Source organism: Variovorax sp. UC122_21 (assembly GCF_044056785.1).
In the GTDB taxonomy this organism is placed as follows: Bacteria; Pseudomonadota; Gammaproteobacteria; order Burkholderiales; family Burkholderiaceae_C; genus Variovorax.
Genome location: NZ_CP172004.1, coordinates 4808533 through 4823033 on the forward strand (window position 1 = coordinate 4808533; position 14501 = coordinate 4823033).

Below are 14501 nucleotides of genomic sequence, written 5' to 3' on the forward strand. Positions count from 1 at the left end.
GAATTATCTGTTGGCCCGCCCGCCCCTTGCGGCGCCGGTAAAATCGCCGACCTTCCCTGCCCCCGCGCGGCCCGCGGCCCGTACGACCTGCGTACCGGCGCCATGGCCGCATTGCCCCCAAGCCCCCATGAGCGAACCCACCACACCCACCGCCCAACCCGGCCTCGAGAGCCTTTCCAAATCGTTCGAACCCGCGGCCCTCGAGGCGCATTGGGGTCCCGAATGGGAAAAGCGCGGCTACGCGCACGCGGGCTGGCGCGGCACCGGGAAGCCCAACGCCGACGCCGGCGCGTTCTCGATCCAGCTGCCGCCGCCCAACGTGACGGGCACGCTGCACATGGGCCATGCGTTCAACCAGACGATCATGGACAGCCTCACGCGCTACCACCGCATGAAGGGCGACAACACGCTGTGGCTGCCGGGCACCGACCACGCGGGCATCGCGACCCAGATCGTGGTCGAGCGCCAGCTGCAGGCGCAGAACATCAGCCGCCACGAGATGGGCCCGACGCCGCAGGAAGCGCGCAAGAACTTCATCGCCAAGGTCTGGGAGTGGAAGGAACGCAGCGGCAACACCATCACGCAGCAGATGCGCCGCATGGGCGACACCGTCGACTGGAGCCGCGAGTACTTCACCATGGACGAGAAGCTCTCGCCCGTGGTGATGGACACCTTCGTCAAGCTCTACGAAGAAGGCCTGATCTACCGCGGCAAGCGCCTGGTGAACTGGGACCCGACGCTCAAGACCGCGGTGAGCGATCTCGAGGTCGAGAGCGAGGAAGAGGACGGCTGGCTCTGGCACATCGCCTACCCGCTGGCAGACGGCTCGGGCACGCTCACGGTGGCCACCACCCGGCCCGAGACCATGCTCGGCGACACGGCCGTGATGGTCCATCCGGAAGACGAGCGCTACAAGGCGCTGATCGGCAAGCAGGTGCGCCTGCCGCTGGTCGACCGGCTGATCCCGGTGATCGCCGACGACTACGTCGACAAGGCCTTCGGCACCGGCGTGGTGAAGGTCACGCCCGCGCACGACTACAACGACTATGCGGTGGGCCAGCGCCACCAGCTCGAGACCATCGGCATCCTCACGCTCGACGCGACCGTCAACGACAACGCGCCCGAGAAGTACCGCGGCCTCGACCGCTTCGTGGCGCGCAAGGCCGTGGTGGCCGACCTCGACGCGCTGGGCCTGCTGGTCGAGACCAAGAAGCACAAGCTGATGGTGCCGCGCTGCGCGCGCACCGGCGCCATCGTCGAGCCGATGCTGACCGACCAGTGGTACGTGGCCATGACCAAGCCCGGTGCCGACGGCCAGTCGATCGCGCAGAAGGCGATCGACGTGGTGCGCTCGGGCGAGGTGCGCTTCGTGCCCGAGAACTGGATCAACACCTACAACCACTGGATGGAGAACATCCAGGACTGGACCATCTCGCGCCAGCTCTGGTGGGGCCACCAGATCCCGGCCTGGTACGACGACGAGGGCAAGGTCTACGTCGCGCGCAGCGAGGAGGAAGCCCAGGCGCAGGCGCCCGGCAAGACGCTGCGCCGCGAGGAGGACGTGCTCGACACCTGGTTCTCCGCCGCCCTGTTCCCGTTCTCGACGCTGGGCTGGCCGAACCAGGGCACCGAGCCCACGAGCGACTACAACCTCTACCTGCCCTCGAGCGTGCTGGTCACGGGCTACGACATCATCTTCTTCTGGGTCGCCCGGATGATCATGATGACCAAGCACTTCACCGGCCGCGTGCCGTTCAAGGACGTCTACATCCACGGCCTGGTGCGCGACGCGCAGGGCAAGAAGATGAGCAAGTCCGAGGGCAACGTGCTCGACCCGGTCGACCTGATCGACGGCATCGAGCTGCCCGAGCTGCTCGACAAGCGCACCCAGGGCCTGCGCAAGCCCGAGACCGCGCCCGCGGTGCGCAAGAACACGCAGAAGGAATTCCCCGAGGGCATCCCGGCCTTCGGCGCCGACGCGCTGCGCTTCACCTTCGCCTCGCTGGCCTCGCTGGGCCGCAGCATCAACTTCGACAGCAAGCGCTGCGAGGGCTACCGCAACTTCTGCAACAAGCTCTGGAATGCCACCCGCTTCGTGCTGATGAACTGCGAGGGCCAGGACTGCGGCCTCAAGGAGCACACGAAGGAAGAGTGCAAGGTCGGCGGTCCCGCGCACGGCTATCTGAAGTTCAGCCGCGCCGACTACTGGATCGTCTCGCAACTGCAGCGCGTCGAGGCCGAGGTCGCCAAGGGCTTCGAGGAGTACCGGCTCGACAACGTCGCCAACGCGATCTACCAGTTCGCCTGGGACGAGTTCTGCGACTGGTACCTCGAGATCGCCAAGGTGCAGATCCAGACCGGCGACGACGCCCAGAAGCGCGCCACGCGCCGCACGCTGATCCGCACGCTCGAGACCCTGCTGCGCCTCGCGCATCCGGTGATCCCGTTCATCACCGAGGAGCTGTGGCAGAAGGTCGCGCCGGTGGCGGGCCGCACCGGCGAATCGGTGATGGTGGCGGCCTATCCGCTGAGCCAGCCCGAGCGCATCGACGAGGCCGCCGAGGCCTACGTGGCGCGACTCAAGGCGCTGGTGGACGGCTGCCGCACCCTGCGCGGCGAGATGAACGTCTCGCCCGCGATGCGGCTGCCGCTCTATGCGGTGGCCGACGACGCCGAGGGCGCCGCCTTCCTGCGCGAGGCCGCGCCGGTGCTGCAGGCGCTGGCCAAGCTCAAGGAGGTGCGCGTGTTCGACGACGAGGCCGCCTGGGCGGCGGCCGCCGAGGCCGCGCCGGTGGCCGTGGTCGGCAATGCCCGCCTGTGCCTGCACATGGAGATCGACAAGGCGGCCGAGCGCGTGCGCATCGGCAAGGAAATTGCTCGCATCGAGGGCGAGATCGCCAAGGTCAACGGGAAGCTCGGCAACGAGTCCTTCGTCGCCAAGGCGCCACCGGCCGTGATCGAGCAGGAGCGCAAGCGCCTGGCCGACTTCACGGCCACGCTGGAACGCCTGCGCGACCAGCTTGTGCGCCTCGGCTGACATACGGGCTTCTCCGCAGCCCGGTAGGATGGGTGGCCGGTGCAGAATCGGCCAGGCGGCGGACCGGTTCCGCCGCCGCAGTTCCGGACGGCCCTGGCGGCCCTCACTCCTTCCTTCTTCCTGAACGAACCGACACCGAATTGCCCATGTCCACCTCCCCGACGCGCATCCGCAAGGCCGTATTCCCCGTTGCAGGCTTCGGCACCCGCTTCCTGCCGGCCACCAAGGCCCAGCCCAAGGAAATGCTGCCGGTGGTCGACAAGCCCCTGATCCAGTACGCGGTCGAGGAAGCCTATGCCGCGGGCATCCGCGACATGATCTTCGTGACCGGCCGCAACAAGCGCGCGATCGAGGACCACTACGACACCGCCTACGAGCTCGAAAGCCAGCTCGAGGCCAGCGGCAAGGACGCGCTGCTCAACATCGCGCGCTCGGTGATGCCCGACGACATGACCTGTTCCTACGTGCGCCAGCCGCGCATGCTGGGCCTGGGCCATGCGGTGCTGTGCGCCGAGCACCTGGTGGGCAACGAGCCCTTCGCCGTGCTGCTGGCCGACGACCTGATGGTCGGCCCCACGGGCGGCGAACCGGTGCTGGCCCAGATGACCGCCGCCTTCGCGCGCCTTGGCGGCTCGCTGCTGGCGGTGCAGGAAGTGCCGCTCGAGCATGTGAAGCGCTACGGCATCGTGGCCGGCGACGCCGTCGAGGACGGCCTGGTCAAGGTCAACCGCATGGTCGAGAAGCCGAAGCCCGAGGACGCCCCCTCGCGCCTGGGCGTGGCCGGCCGCTACATCCTCACGCCCGGCGTGTTCGCCGAGATCCGCCAGCAGCCCAAGGGCGCGGGCGGCGAGATCCAGCTCACCGACGGCATCGCCGCGCTGATGAAGAAGGAATCGGTCTACGCCTATTCCTACAAGGGCGTGCGCTACGACTGCGGCAGCAAGGAAGGCTTCCTGCAGGCCAGCGTCGAGCTCGCGCTGGCGCATCCCGAGGTCGGCGGCCAGTTCCGCGAGTACCTCAAGAGCCTGAAGCTCTGAGCCGGGTCACTCAAATCAAAAGGCCGGGGAGCGATTCCCGGCCTTTTTTGCTTTTTCGATGCCGTGCCGCGCGCGGCCTCAGCGCCGCTTCAACACGTGGATGAAGTCGGTGCCGACCGTCTGCTGCTCCATCAGCGCGTTGCCGGTCTGCCGCGCGAAGGCCTGGAAGTCGCGCACCGAGCCGGGGTCGGTCGAGACCACGCGCAGCAGTTGGCCGCTGGCCATGTCGTTGAGCGACTTCTTGGCCTTGAGGATGGGCAGCGGGCAGTTGAGCCCGCGGGTGTCGATTTCGCGGTCGACGTCCATGGTCAGGCTCCCTTGCCCGGCGGCGGATCGGCGGGCGGCAGGTCGAGGCCGCGACGGCGTTCCTCGTTCTCGGCTGCGGTGAAGAACACCGGCTCGTGGCCGCGCGTGCGCAGCCAGTCGGCCAGCGCGTAGCCGGTGCCGGCGGGCCAGCACTTGAGGTCGGGCAGGTCGTAGAGGCGGTAGTCGACCAGCTCGGGCGAGAGCTTGACCTCGCCATCGGCCACCACGTGGTAGGCGATGATGACCTGGTTCATGCGCTGGAAGTCGTAGGCGCCGACGATCTTGGTGGCGCTCACGTCGAGGTTGGTCTCCTCCTTGACCTCGCGCGCGATGCCTTCCTCGGGCGTCTCGCCGGCCTCCATGAAGCCCGTGATCAGCGCGAACATCTTGCCGGGCCAGGCCGCGTTGCGCGCCAGCAGCACCTGGCCGCGGTACTCGACGATGGCGGCGAGCACCGGCGTCGGGTTGTTCCAGTGCGTGTGGCCGCAGTTGGGGCAGCGCAGGCGCTCCTTGGGGCCGCCGTCTTCCATCAGCGCGATCCATTCGAGCGGCGTGGCGCAGACTTGGCAGAACTTGGGATGGGGCATGGGGTGGCTCTTGTTCTTTCTTGTCTCGTTCCGGGGAACCGCCGGCGCGCCCGCGTGGCGCACCGGGGTGCTGGCATCAGGCGGGGAAGACGCCGGTCGACAGGTAGCGGTCGCCGCGGTCGCAGACCACGAACACGATGGTGGCGTTCTCGACCGTGTTGGCGACCTGCAGCGCCGCCCACAGCGCGCCGGCGGCCGAGATGCCGCCGAAGATGCCCTCCTCGCGCGCGAGGCGCCGGCACATCTCCTCGGCATCGTCCTGGCTCACGTTGATCTCCTCGTCGACGCGGCTCGGGTCGAAGATCTTCGGCAGGTATTCGGCCGGCCACTTGCGGATGCCGGGGATGCGCGAGCCCTCGGCCGGCTGCGCGCCGACGATGCGGATCGCGGGGTTCTTCTCCTTCAGGAAGCGCGACACGCCGGTGATGGTGCCGGTGGTGCCCATGGCGCTCACGAAGTGCGTGACCTTGCCTTGCGTGTCGGCCCAGATCTCGGGGCCCGTGGTCTCGTAGTGGATGCGCGGGTTGTCGGGGTTGGCGAACTGGTCGAGCACGCGGCCCTTGCCCTGCGCCACCATCTGCTCGGCGAGGTCGCGCGCGTATTCCATGCCGCCGCTCTTGGGCGTGAGCACGAGCTCGGCGCCGAAGGCCTTCATGGTCTGGGCGCGTTCGATCGAGAGGTCCTCCGGCATGATCAGGACCATGTGGTAGCCCTTGATGGCCGCGGCCATCGCGAGCGCGATGCCGGTGTTGCCCGAGGTGGCCTCGATCAGCGTGTCGCCGGGCTTGATCTCGCCGCGCTCCTCGGCGCGCTTGATCATCGAGAGCGCCGGGCGGTCCTTGACCGAGCCGGCGGGGTTGTTGCCCTCGAGCTTGCCGAGGATCACGTTGTTGCGCCGGGCGTTCTCTTCGGCGTTGATGCGCTGCAGCGCCACCAGCGGCGTGCGGCCGATGGCGTCTTCGATGGTGGGGTACTTGTGGGTCATGACTGCGTCCGGTCTGCCGCGCGGGAGGCGCTGGATTCCGCCCCGGAGGGTAGCGGATATGCGAAAGAAGGAGCTTTTGGACGGTTCATCATTCCACTGTGCCATAATTTTGGGCTTCCTTCCTGCCGTGCCCGGGTGGTGAAATTGGTAGACGCAGGGGACTCAAAATCCCCCGCCGCAAGGCGTGCCGGTTCGATTCCGGCCCCGGGCACCACACACGGCAGCGACATCTCCCGGCTTGTACCTTCGCAGCCGAACCACCGCGCACTCGCGGTGCGTTTCTATAATCCGGCCCCAATCCGTCCGCCTCGCGCTTCAGATCCAGCCGCCGCCACATCTCGATTCGAGAAGGATTCCTGCAATTTCCCTGGCTGGAATCGATGTGCCCGCGCGCTATTACAGAGAACTGCTGAACTTCTGCCTCCGCACGGTCAACGACCGCGAGGTGGCCGCCGATGCACTGCAGGAAAGCTATGCCCGCGTGTTGGCGCTCCAGCATCCCGTCGAACAGCCCCGCGCCTTCCTGCGCAAGGTGGCGCAGAACGTCCTGCGCGACCACTGGCGCGCGGAGAAGGTGCGCAACGCGGTGTTCTCCGAACGTGCCGACCCCGCCCCGCTTCGCCCGGACGACGACGCCGGGCCCGCGGACGAGCCGGCCGCGCCCTCCTCCTGGCAGCCCGAGGAACGCGCCGAGGCGCGCCAGCGCCTGGCGCTGCTGCAGCGGGCCATCGACGGCCTGCCCGAGAAGCAGCGCGAGGCCTTCCTGCTCTACCGCTTCGAGGAACTGCCGCATGAAGAGATCGCGCGCCGCATGAACATCTCCGTGCGCATGGTCGAACGCCATCTCCAGCTCGCGCTGCTGCACTGCAAGCGGCAGGTGCAGGGCGAACCCACGCCGCCGCGCGACACATGAACAGCCCGCCCCACCCCCAGGCGCCGGACGACGGTGCGCCGCCCACCGCCGTGGAAGCCCAGGCGCTCGACTGGTTCTTCCGCCAGCAGCACCGCGCGCTGCCGGCGCGCGATCAGGCGGCGTTCGAGGCCTGGCTCGCGGCCGCGCCCGACCATGCGCGCGAGTACGCGCAGCTCCAGGCGGTCTGGCGCGACATGGCGCAGTTGCCGGCCGCCGCGCGCCAGCCGTTGCTGAACCTTGCCCTCGCCCGCGCCCCGGTCCGCGCGCGCTCCACGCCGACACGCTCGCCCTGGCAATGGGGCGCCGCGTTCGCCGCCTGCGCCGTCCTCGCACTGGCCGCCTGGGCCGGCTACCAGCACATTCCCGTCGAGTCGCAGGCCCTCGCCAACGGTCCGCGCGAGGTGCGGCAGCTCGTGCTGGCCGACGGCACCCGCATCCGCGCCAACGTCGGCACCCGGCTGGCCGTGCACTACACCCTGGCCCGGCGCGAAGTGCGGCTGGAGCGCGGCGAGGCCTTCTTCGAGATCGGCGAGGACCGCCGTCCCTTCGCCGTGGTCTCGGGCACGGCGCGCATCCGCGACATCGGCACCGAGTTCAACGTGCTGGCGCTGCCCACGCTGCTGCAGGTGGGCGTGAAGAGCGGACGCGTGGCCCTGACGCCCGACATGGCGCGGCCCGGCGTCGAACGCGAACTGGGTGCCGGCGAAACGGCCAGCATCGACCTGGCGGCCGGCGCGTCGGCCGAGCCGGTGGTCGTCCAGGGTGCCGCCGACGCGGTCGGCAGCTGGCGCGACGGCATCCTGATCGTCGAGGCTGAGCCGCTGGCGCGCGTGCTCGAGAAGCTGGCGCGTTACCGCACGGGCGCGGTGACGCTCGACGGCGCGGTTGGCACCCTGCAGGTGTCCGGAACCATCGACCTGCGCCGCCCCGACGCCTTTCTGCGCGCGCTGCCCGACCTGCTCCCCGGTGTGCAGCTGCACTGGCAGCCGGACGGCGCGGTGTCGATCGGCGCCGCGCGCCGCTCCTGAGCCGCTCGATTATTTTTTCGGCCCGGCATTCGGGTGCGCGCGACTGGCACGTCTAGACAGGTAAGCACCTTGTCTTACCTGGAGGAGAAAGCATGACAGTCCGTGGCACCGCCACCCGCGCCGCCCGCGTCGCCCGCGCCGCCCGCGCCATCGGGGGCGCAACTTCGGCGCGCCACCCCGGCCCGCCGTCCGGTTCGTTTCCGCCGTTCGCACGCCAGGGGGCGCTGGCCCTCGTGCTGGCGGCGCTGTTCGCCGGCCCGGCCGCGGTCCACGCGCAGGCCCAGGCCACGCCCGTGGTCACGTTCCGGGTCGAGGCCGGCACGCTGGGCCAGGCCCTCACGCAGATCGGCCAGCAGGCCCGCATGCAGGTGCTGTTCAGCCCGGCCCTGGTGGCAGGCCGCGGCGCGCCCGCGCTCAGCGGGGCCCTCAGTGTCGAACAGGCACTGACGCGGGTACTGGCCGGCAGCGGGCTGGTCGCGCGCCGCTCCGAAGGCGGCTTCGTCGTGCAGCGGCCGGCGCAGGACGCCGGCGCCGGCGAACTCGCGCCCGTCACCGTGACCGCGCCGACCGACGCCAGCGCCACCACCGAGGGCACGGGCTCCTACACCGCCCGGATCACCGGCGCCGGCACGCGCATGGACCTGACGCTGCGCCAGACGCCGCAATCGGTCAGCGTGGTCACGCGCCAGCAGATCGAGGACCAGAACCTGGTCTCGCTCGACGACGTGCTGCGCCAGACGCCCGGCATCGTCGCCGACCGGCTCGACGAGCGCGTGAGCTTCACCTCGCGCGGCTTCGAGCTGAGCCAGATGATCGACGGCATCCCGACGCTGGCCTTCGCCAGCGTGGCCGGCGAGCCGAGCATGGTCGGCACCGCGATGTACGACCGCGTGGAGGTCGTGCGCGGCGCGGCCGGCCTGCTCAACGGCGTGGGCACGCCGGGCGGGTCGATCAACCTGGTGCGCAAGCGGCCCACCACCGAGCTGTCGGGCTACGTGCAGGGCGGCTTCGGCTCGTGGAACCGCTACGGAGCCGAGGCCGACATCGGCGGCAAGCTCAACGAGGCGGGCACGCTGCGCGGGCGCGTGGTGGCCTCGCGCTCCGACGGCGACACCTTCACCGACGACAAGAAGCGCCGGCAGGACTTGTTCTACGGCGTGGTCGAGGCCGACATCGCGCCGCGCACGACGGTGGCACTGGGCTACGAATACCAGAAGAACGCGATCACGGGAGCCAACTTCGGACAGTCGCCGCTGTTCTACGCCGACGGCTCGCGCACGCGGCTGCCCGTGTCCTTCAACTCCAGCGCACCCTGGAGCTACTGGAACATGACCACCGACCGCGTGTTCCTGAACCTCGAGCACCGGCTGGACAACGGCTGGCGCGTGAAGGCCGAGGCGGCCAGCGTGAAGAACCAGCGCGAGCGCGCCGGCGGCGACCTCTGGCTCTATCCCTCGACCTTCGATCCGCTGACCCAGGAGGGCGTGCTCGACCGCGGCTACAACCCGGCCAAGGGCCGCAACAAGTCGTTCGACCTCTATGCCACCGGGCCCTTCGAGCTGTTCGGCCGCACGCACCAGGCCAGCTTCGGCCTCAACGTGAACCGCTACAGCTACTCGGTGTTCGGCAGCAGCGCGAGCCCCGAGGGCTCGGACCAGGTGCCGGTCGCGCTCTACGGCATCGCGGCCGCGCCGCGGCCCGCGTTCATCTACCCGAACTTCCGCTTCGGCGAGCAGACGCAGCAGCGCGCGCTCTACGGCTCGGTGCGACTGCGGCCGACCGACGAGCTGGCCGTCATCGTCGGCGGCCGGGTCACCTGGTACCGCAACCGGGGCACGTCGACCAACTGGGCCGATGGCGTCCAGAGCACCACCGACACGCCGCTGCAGCGCGAGAACGGCGTGTTCACGCCCTACGTGGGCGTGGTCTACGACCTGAGCCGGGAGTTCTCGGCCTATGCGAGCTACACCGACATCTTCCAGCCCAACACGTCCAAGGACACGAACAACAACGTGCTCGATCCGAAGCGCGGCCACAACATCGAGCTGGGCCTGAAGGGCGAGCACCTCGACGGCAGGCTCAACACCAGCTTCGCGGTGTTCCGCACCGAGGAAGACAACCTGGCGGTGGAGATCCCCGGCGCACCGCCGCTGGCGGACGGCACGATTCCGATGCGCGCCGTGAAGGGCGCGCGCACCAAGGGCTTCGAGGCCACGGTGTCGGGCGAACTCGCGAAGGGCTGGCAGCTCATGGGCGGCTACACCTACAACGCCAAGCGCGATGCCGAGGGCGCGCTGCTCAACACCGCCCTGCCGCGCCGCATGCTGCGCATCTCGACCAGCTACCGCCTGCCCGGCGACTGGAGCCGGCTCACGCTGGGCGGCAGCCTGAGCTACCAGAACGGCATCTACTTCGACGAGAGCTACGGCCTCGGCCGCGCCACCCAGGGCAGCGTGACGCTGATCGGCCTGATGGCGCGCTACGAGTTCAGCCGGCAGCTGAGCGCGAGCCTCAACATCGAGAACCTCGGCGGCAAGCGCTACTACGCGGGGCTCGGCGGCTACAACGGCTACACCGAGGGCACGCCGCGCAATGCGTGGCTGAAGCTGCAGTACAAGTTCTAGGAGCCAGCGTTCTCGCGCAGCCCGGTATGCACCGTCGGATGCGCGAGCCGCACGCGCAGCTCGCGCTTGAGCCGCGTGTTGTCGAGCCGACGCGATTCGCCCATGAAGCTCAGCAACTGCAGCGGCAGCTGGCGCTCGGCCTCCTCGCGCGCCACCCGTGGCGGGCGCGGCATGCCGTAGAGATCGGCCGCGAGGTCGATGTAGTCGCCCATGCGCAGCTCGGTGTCGTCCGAGGCATGCACGATGCGCTGCGGCCGGCCGCGGAACAGCGCCGCGATGCAGGCGCGCGCGAGATCGTCGGCATGGATGTGGCTGGTGTAGACGTCGTCCTCGCGCCGCAGCACCGGCGTGCCGCGCTGCAGCCGCTGGCGCGGCGTGCCGCCTTCGCGGTCGGGTGCGTAGATGCCCGGGATGCGCAGGATGCTGGCGCGCACGCCCGTGCTGCGGCCGAACCAGCGCACGGCGCGCTCGGCATCGACGCGCCGGTGGCTGCGCGGCGTGTCGGGGCGCACGGTGCGGGTCTCGCTCACGCGCGCGCCGCCGCAATCGCCGTAGACGCCGCTGGTCGAGCCGTAGACCAGCGCATCGGGCAGCGCACGCAGCCGCAGCGCGCGCACCAGCGCCGCGGTGCGCTGGTCGCGCCACCAGGCCGAGCCGCTGTCGCGCGGCGGCGGCGCCAGGTGCAGCACGCGCGTGCCCAGCGCCGACAGGCGGCGCAGGGTCCTGGGATCGTCGAGATTGCCGATCAGCGGCCGGATGCCCGCGGCCCGCAGGTCGGGCACGCGCTCGGCCGAGGAGGTGAGCGCCACCAGCGACACGCGCCCGCGCAGATCGCGCGCCACGCGCTGGCCGACGTCGCCGCAGCCGACGATCAAAAGGCGCGCTCGGCGGAAGCGCGCCGGCAGCGCGCCGGAGGGGCTATGGATTGAAGGCAAAATTCGGGTTCCCTTTTCTTTTTTCAGCCCCCATGTAACGGGCTGATCCAAGCCGAAGAATACCGATGACTGTTGCAGCGCCGCATGAGGCGGGCTTTTCCATCACCGTCGAACCCAGCGGCCGCCATTTCGTGGCCCAAGGCGACGAAACCATCCTCGCTGCCGGCATCCGCCAGGGCATCGGCCTGCCCTATGGCTGCAAGGACGGCGCCTGCGGCTCGTGCAAGTGCCGCAAGCTCTCGGGCGAGGTCGAGCTCGGCCCGCATCAGAGCAAGGCCCTGAGCGCGGAAGAGCAACTCGCGGGCTTCGTGCTGACCTGTTGCGCCCGCGCGCGCAGCGACGTGGTGCTCGAATCGCGCCAGGTGACCGAGGCCGGCGCCCATCCGATCCGCAAGATGCCGGTGCGGGTGCTCGCGCTCGCGCGCAAGTCGCACGACGTGATGCAGGTGCGCCTGCAGCTGCCGGCCGGCGAGCCGCTGCAGTTCTACGCGGGCCAGTACGTGGAATTCATCCTGCGCGACGGCGCGCGCCGCAGCTACTCGATGGCCAATGCACCGCACACGCTGGGCGAGCCGGGCACCGGCATCGAGCTGCACCTGCGCCACCTGCCGGGTGGCAAGTTCACCGACCACGTGTTCCTCACCATGAAGGAAAAGGAGATCCTGCGCATCGAGGGTCCCTACGGCAGCTTCTTCCTGCGCGAGGACTCCGGCAAGCCGATGATCCTGCTGGCCTCGGGCACGGGCTTCGCGCCGATCAAGGCGCTGCTCGAGCACATGAAGTTCAAGGCCATCGACCGCCCCGCCACGCTCTACTGGGGCGGCCGCCGGCCCGAGGACCTCTACATGGACGACTGGGTGCGCGAGCAGCTCGCGCAGATGCCGAACCTGCGCTACGTGCCGGTGATCTCCAACGCCACGCCCGAGGACAACTGGACCGGCCGCACCGGCTTCGTCCATGCCGCGGTGCTGGAAGACTTCGCCGACCTCTCGGGCCACCAGGTCTACGCCTGCGGCGCGCCGATCGTGGTCGACTCGGCCAAGCGCGATTACGTGGCGCTCGCGGGCCTGCCCGAGGAAGAGTTCTTCGCCGACGCGTTCACCACCGAGGCCGACAAGGCACTGCCCTGAAGCTGGCCGCCCGGCGCGCCGGCTAGGGATAGCCACGCTGCAAGCACCGCGCGGCGCGCCGACAATCCGGGGCATGACAACCCGCAAGACCTTCCTCGCCACCCTCGCCCTCTCCACGCTCGCCCTGGCCACCGGCGCCCCCGCCCTGGCCCAGCAGCAGCGACCGATCCGCCTCGTCGTGCCCTACGCGGCCGGCGGCCCCATCGACGTGACGGCGCGCGCGCTGGCCGAACGCGTGCGCGACACGCTCGGCGGCCCGGTGATCATCGACAACAAGCCCGGCGCGGGCGGCAACATCGGCGCCGACATCGTCGCCAAGGCCGCGCCCGACGGCCTGACCATCGGCATCGCGGCCACCGCCACCAACGCGGTGAACCCCTGGCTCTACAGCAAGATGCCGTTCAACGCAGCGACCGACTTCGCGCCGATCACGCAGATGGTCCGCGTGCCCAACGTGCTGGTGATGAACGCCGAGACCGCGCAGCGCCTGAAGATCGCCACGCTCAAGGACCTGATCGCCTACGCCCGGGCCAACCCCGGCAAGCTCAACTACGGCAGCGGCGGCAACGGCAGCGCCGGCCATCTCGCGGGCGAGATGTTCAAGAAGGCGGCCGGCATCTTCGCGGTGCACATCCCCTACAACGGCGGCAACCCGGCGCAGCTCGCGCTGGTATCGGGCCAGGTCGACTTCAACTTCGACAACCTCGCCACCGCCGCGCCCAACATCCGCTCGGGCAAGCTCAAGGCGATCGCCGTGACCACCCTGCAGCGCAGCAGCGCCCTGCCCGAGGTGCCGCCGGTATCGGACACGCTCAAGGACTTCTCGATCGACACCTGGTGGGGCCTGGTCGCGCCGGCCCATACGCCGCCGGACGTGATCGCCAAGCTCAACCATGCCTTCGTCGATGCGCTGAACGCGCCGGAGACGAAGTCGCGCTTCGCGCTGCTGCTGGCGGAGCCGGTGGCCAGCACGCCCGCGCAGTTCGGCGCCTTCATGAAGAGCGAGCTCGGCAAGTACGAGCAGGTGGTGAAGGCCACGGGCGCGAAGGTCGACTGAGCTCGCACCCACAAGACAAAGGGCGGCCGGTGCCTCGCACCGCCGCCCTTTTTTTGGCGTGGCCTCGAAAGGCCCGCCGTGCCGCTTACTCGCCCAGGTACGCCGCGCGCACCTTCGGATCGCTGAGCAGCCCCTTGGCATCGCCCGACATGGTGATCAGGCCCGACTCCATCACGTAGCCGCGGTCGGCCAGCTGCAGCGCGCGGTTGGCGTTCTGCTCGACCAGCAGGATGGTCACGCCCTGCGCGGCCACGGCCTGCACCACCTCGAAGATCTTGTCGCACATGATCGGCGACAGGCCCATGGTGGGTTCGTCCAGCAGCAGCACCTTGGGGCGTGCCATCAGCGCGCGGCCCATGGCCAGCATCTGCTGCTCGCCGCCCGACATCGTGCCGGCCAGCTGGTCCTTGCGCTCGCGCAGCCGCGGGAAGGTCACGAACACGCGCTCCATGTCGCTCGCGATGCCGGCCTTGTCCTTGCGGATGTAGGCGCCGATCTGCAGGTTCTCGGTGATCGTCATGCGCGTGAACACGCCGCGGCCCTCGGGCACCATCACCAGGCCCTCGCCCACCAGGTCCCAGGCGCCGCGGCCCTTGATGCTGCGGCCCAGGAACTCGATGTCGCCCGCGCCCGCGGGCAGCGTGCCGGTGATCGCCTTCATGGTGGTGGTCTTGCCCGCGCCGTTGGAGCCGATCAGCGAGACCAGCTCGCCCTCGCGCACCTCGAAGTCCACGCCCTTGACGGCCTGGATGCCGCCGTAGCCCACCTTCAGGCCGCTGACCTTGAGCAACACCTTGCCCGCGGCCTTGCGCTGCGAAGCGCCCGCCGCGACTTCCTCTTGGGTTTGCACTGCTGCGCTCAT

Annotated in this window: 12 protein-coding genes and 1 tRNA gene; 8 read left to right on the forward strand and 5 right to left on the reverse strand. The window is 69.7% G+C overall.

Going from position 1 to position 14501, the window contains the following annotated elements; translation table 11 throughout:
- The first annotated feature begins 127 nt into the window (after window positions 1–127).
- On the forward strand, window positions 128–3037 hold the full coding sequence (locus ACHMXE_RS35325; protein ID WP_395348563.1) for a valine--tRNA ligase: 2910 nt from the start codon (window positions 128–130) through the stop codon (window positions 3035–3037).
- A gap of 146 nt (window positions 3038–3183) precedes the next feature.
- Entirely contained in the window at window positions 3184–4074 is an 891-nt protein-coding gene (galU, locus tag ACHMXE_RS35330) for a UTP--glucose-1-phosphate uridylyltransferase GalU (RefSeq protein WP_203204754.1), read from the forward strand.
- A gap of 78 nt (window positions 4075–4152) precedes the next feature.
- Here the strand turns inward: galU and ACHMXE_RS35335 are convergent, their stop codons facing one another.
- The 3 genes from ACHMXE_RS35335 to cysM all read right to left on the reverse strand — a co-directional run bounded on the left by ACHMXE_RS35335 (window position 4153) and on the right by cysM (window position 5952).
- Entirely contained in the window at window positions 4153–4380 is a 228-nt protein-coding gene (locus tag ACHMXE_RS35335; protein WP_057592910.1) for a sulfurtransferase TusA family protein, read from the reverse strand.
- Between the two features lie 2 nt (window positions 4381–4382).
- Window positions 4383–4967: an NUDIX domain-containing protein gene (locus tag ACHMXE_RS35340; protein ID WP_203204753.1), complete on the reverse strand. Its 585-nt coding sequence runs from the start codon at window positions 4965–4967 to the stop codon at window positions 4383–4385.
- Window positions 4968–5043: 76 nt separating this feature from the next.
- Window positions 5044–5952, reverse strand: coding sequence for a cysteine synthase CysM (gene cysM, locus ACHMXE_RS35345; protein ID WP_209547383.1), 909 nt, complete (start codon window positions 5950–5952; stop codon window positions 5044–5046).
- A 129-nt stretch (window positions 5953–6081) separates the two neighbouring features.
- On the opposite strand from cysM, the gene ACHMXE_RS35350 reads away from it, so the two are divergent.
- From ACHMXE_RS35350 to ACHMXE_RS35365, 4 genes are all read left to right on the forward strand, one after another.
- Window positions 6082–6166 (forward strand) — tRNA-Leu (locus ACHMXE_RS35350).
- A 168-nt stretch (window positions 6167–6334) separates the two neighbouring features.
- Entirely contained in the window at window positions 6335–6865 is a 531-nt protein-coding gene (locus ACHMXE_RS35355; protein WP_395348566.1) for an RNA polymerase sigma factor, read from the forward strand.
- Window positions 6862–7893 (forward strand): FecR family protein, encoded by a 1032-nt coding sequence (locus ACHMXE_RS35360; protein WP_395348567.1) that lies wholly within the window; start codon window positions 6862–6864, stop codon window positions 7891–7893. The genes ACHMXE_RS35355 and ACHMXE_RS35360 overlap by 4 nt, the downstream gene beginning before the upstream one ends.
- Window positions 7894–7985: 92 nt before the next feature.
- The gene (locus ACHMXE_RS35365; protein WP_395348568.1) at window positions 7986–10517 is read left to right on the forward strand and encodes a TonB-dependent siderophore receptor; all 2532 of its coding nucleotides are present in this window, start codon (window positions 7986–7988) and stop codon (window positions 10515–10517) included.
- Here ACHMXE_RS35365 and ACHMXE_RS35370 read toward each other — a convergent pair.
- The gene (locus ACHMXE_RS35370; protein ID WP_395348569.1) at window positions 10514–11452 is read right to left on the reverse strand and encodes an SDR family oxidoreductase; all 939 of its coding nucleotides are present in this window, start codon (window positions 11450–11452) and stop codon (window positions 10514–10516) included. The two genes, ACHMXE_RS35365 and ACHMXE_RS35370, sit on opposite strands and share 4 nt — an antisense overlap.
- Before the next feature lie 65 nt (window positions 11453–11517).
- On the opposite strand from ACHMXE_RS35370, the gene ACHMXE_RS35375 reads away from it, so the two are divergent.
- Window positions 11518–12582 (forward strand): CDP-6-deoxy-delta-3,4-glucoseen reductase, encoded by a 1065-nt coding sequence (locus ACHMXE_RS35375; RefSeq protein ID WP_395348570.1) that lies wholly within the window; start codon window positions 11518–11520, stop codon window positions 12580–12582.
- Window positions 12583–12655: 73 nt separating this feature from the next.
- Window positions 12656–13639 carry a tripartite tricarboxylate transporter substrate binding protein gene (locus ACHMXE_RS35380; protein WP_209547380.1) on the forward strand — a complete coding sequence of 328 codons (984 nt, stop codon included), beginning with the start codon at window positions 12656–12658 and terminating at the stop codon, window positions 13637–13639.
- Window positions 13640–13724: 85 nt separating this feature from the next.
- Here the strand turns inward: ACHMXE_RS35380 and ACHMXE_RS35385 are convergent, their stop codons facing one another.
- On the reverse strand, window positions 13725–14501 hold the full coding sequence (locus ACHMXE_RS35385) for an ABC transporter ATP-binding protein (RefSeq protein ID WP_057595015.1): 777 nt from the start codon (window positions 14499–14501) through the stop codon (window positions 13725–13727).

What these genes read in the sequence shown, in the direction of transcription:
- ACHMXE_RS35325 (WP_395348563.1), top strand. Translation starts at nt 128, where the DNA reads ATGAGCGAACCCACCACACCCACCGCCCAACCCGGCCTCGAGAGCCTT.
- galU (WP_203204754.1), top strand. Translation starts at nt 3,184, where the DNA reads ATGTCCACCTCCCCGACGCGCATCCGCAAGGCCGTATTCCCCGTTGCA.
- ACHMXE_RS35335 (WP_057592910.1), bottom strand. Translation starts at nt 4,380, where the DNA reads ATGGACGTCGACCGCGAAATCGACACCCGCGGGCTCAACTGCCCGCTG.
- ACHMXE_RS35340 (WP_203204753.1), bottom strand. Translation starts at nt 4,967, where the DNA reads ATGCCCCATCCCAAGTTCTGCCAAGTCTGCGCCACGCCGCTCGAATGG.
- cysM (WP_209547383.1), bottom strand. Translation starts at nt 5,952, where the DNA reads ATGACCCACAAGTACCCCACCATCGAAGACGCCATCGGCCGCACGCCG.
- ACHMXE_RS35360 (WP_395348567.1), top strand. Translation starts at nt 6,862, where the DNA reads ATGAACAGCCCGCCCCACCCCCAGGCGCCGGACGACGGTGCGCCGCCC.
- ACHMXE_RS35365 (WP_395348568.1), top strand. Translation starts at nt 7,986, where the DNA reads ATGACAGTCCGTGGCACCGCCACCCGCGCCGCCCGCGTCGCCCGCGCC.
- ACHMXE_RS35375 (WP_395348570.1), top strand. Translation starts at nt 11,518, where the DNA reads ATGACTGTTGCAGCGCCGCATGAGGCGGGCTTTTCCATCACCGTCGAA.
- ACHMXE_RS35380 (WP_209547380.1), top strand. Translation starts at nt 12,656, where the DNA reads ATGACAACCCGCAAGACCTTCCTCGCCACCCTCGCCCTCTCCACGCTC.
- ACHMXE_RS35385 (WP_057595015.1), bottom strand. Translation starts at nt 14,501, where the DNA reads ATGAGCGCAGCAGTGCAAACCCAAGAGGAAGTCGCGGCGGGCGCTTCG.